1 pseudogene is annotated in these 304 nt (G+C 54.6%); it reads right to left on the bottom strand.

Annotated elements, in window-relative coordinates:
* Positions 1-304, bottom strand: a pseudogene (locus ACTHSP_RS23490) (erythrose-4-phosphate dehydrogenase); the annotation flags it as partial.

The following is a 304-nucleotide window of genomic DNA, read 5'->3' as shown; positions in this document are numbered from 1 at the left end:
ATCATGTTTTCCACGCCGCTACGCGCACGGCGCAGGTCTTTGTGGCGTACGTCGGTTACGGTTTGGTCGTTGGTCAGTGCGTGGATGGTGGTCATCACGCCGTTTACGATGCCGATGTTTTCGTTCAACACTTTGGCTACAGGTGCCAGGCAGTTGGTGGTACAAGATGCGTTGGAGATAACGGTCATGTCGTCGGTAATCACGTCGTCGTTTACGCCGTAAACCACGGTTGCGTCAACGTCATCGCCGCCGGGAGCGGAAATCAGCACTTTTTTCGCGCCGCTTTCCAAGTGGATTTTGGCTT

It is taken from the genome of Neisseria sp. P0001.S005, from assembly GCF_051963715.1.
The sequence above is the reverse complement of the archived record's forward strand: the minus strand, read 5'-3'. Positions and strand labels throughout refer to the sequence as shown.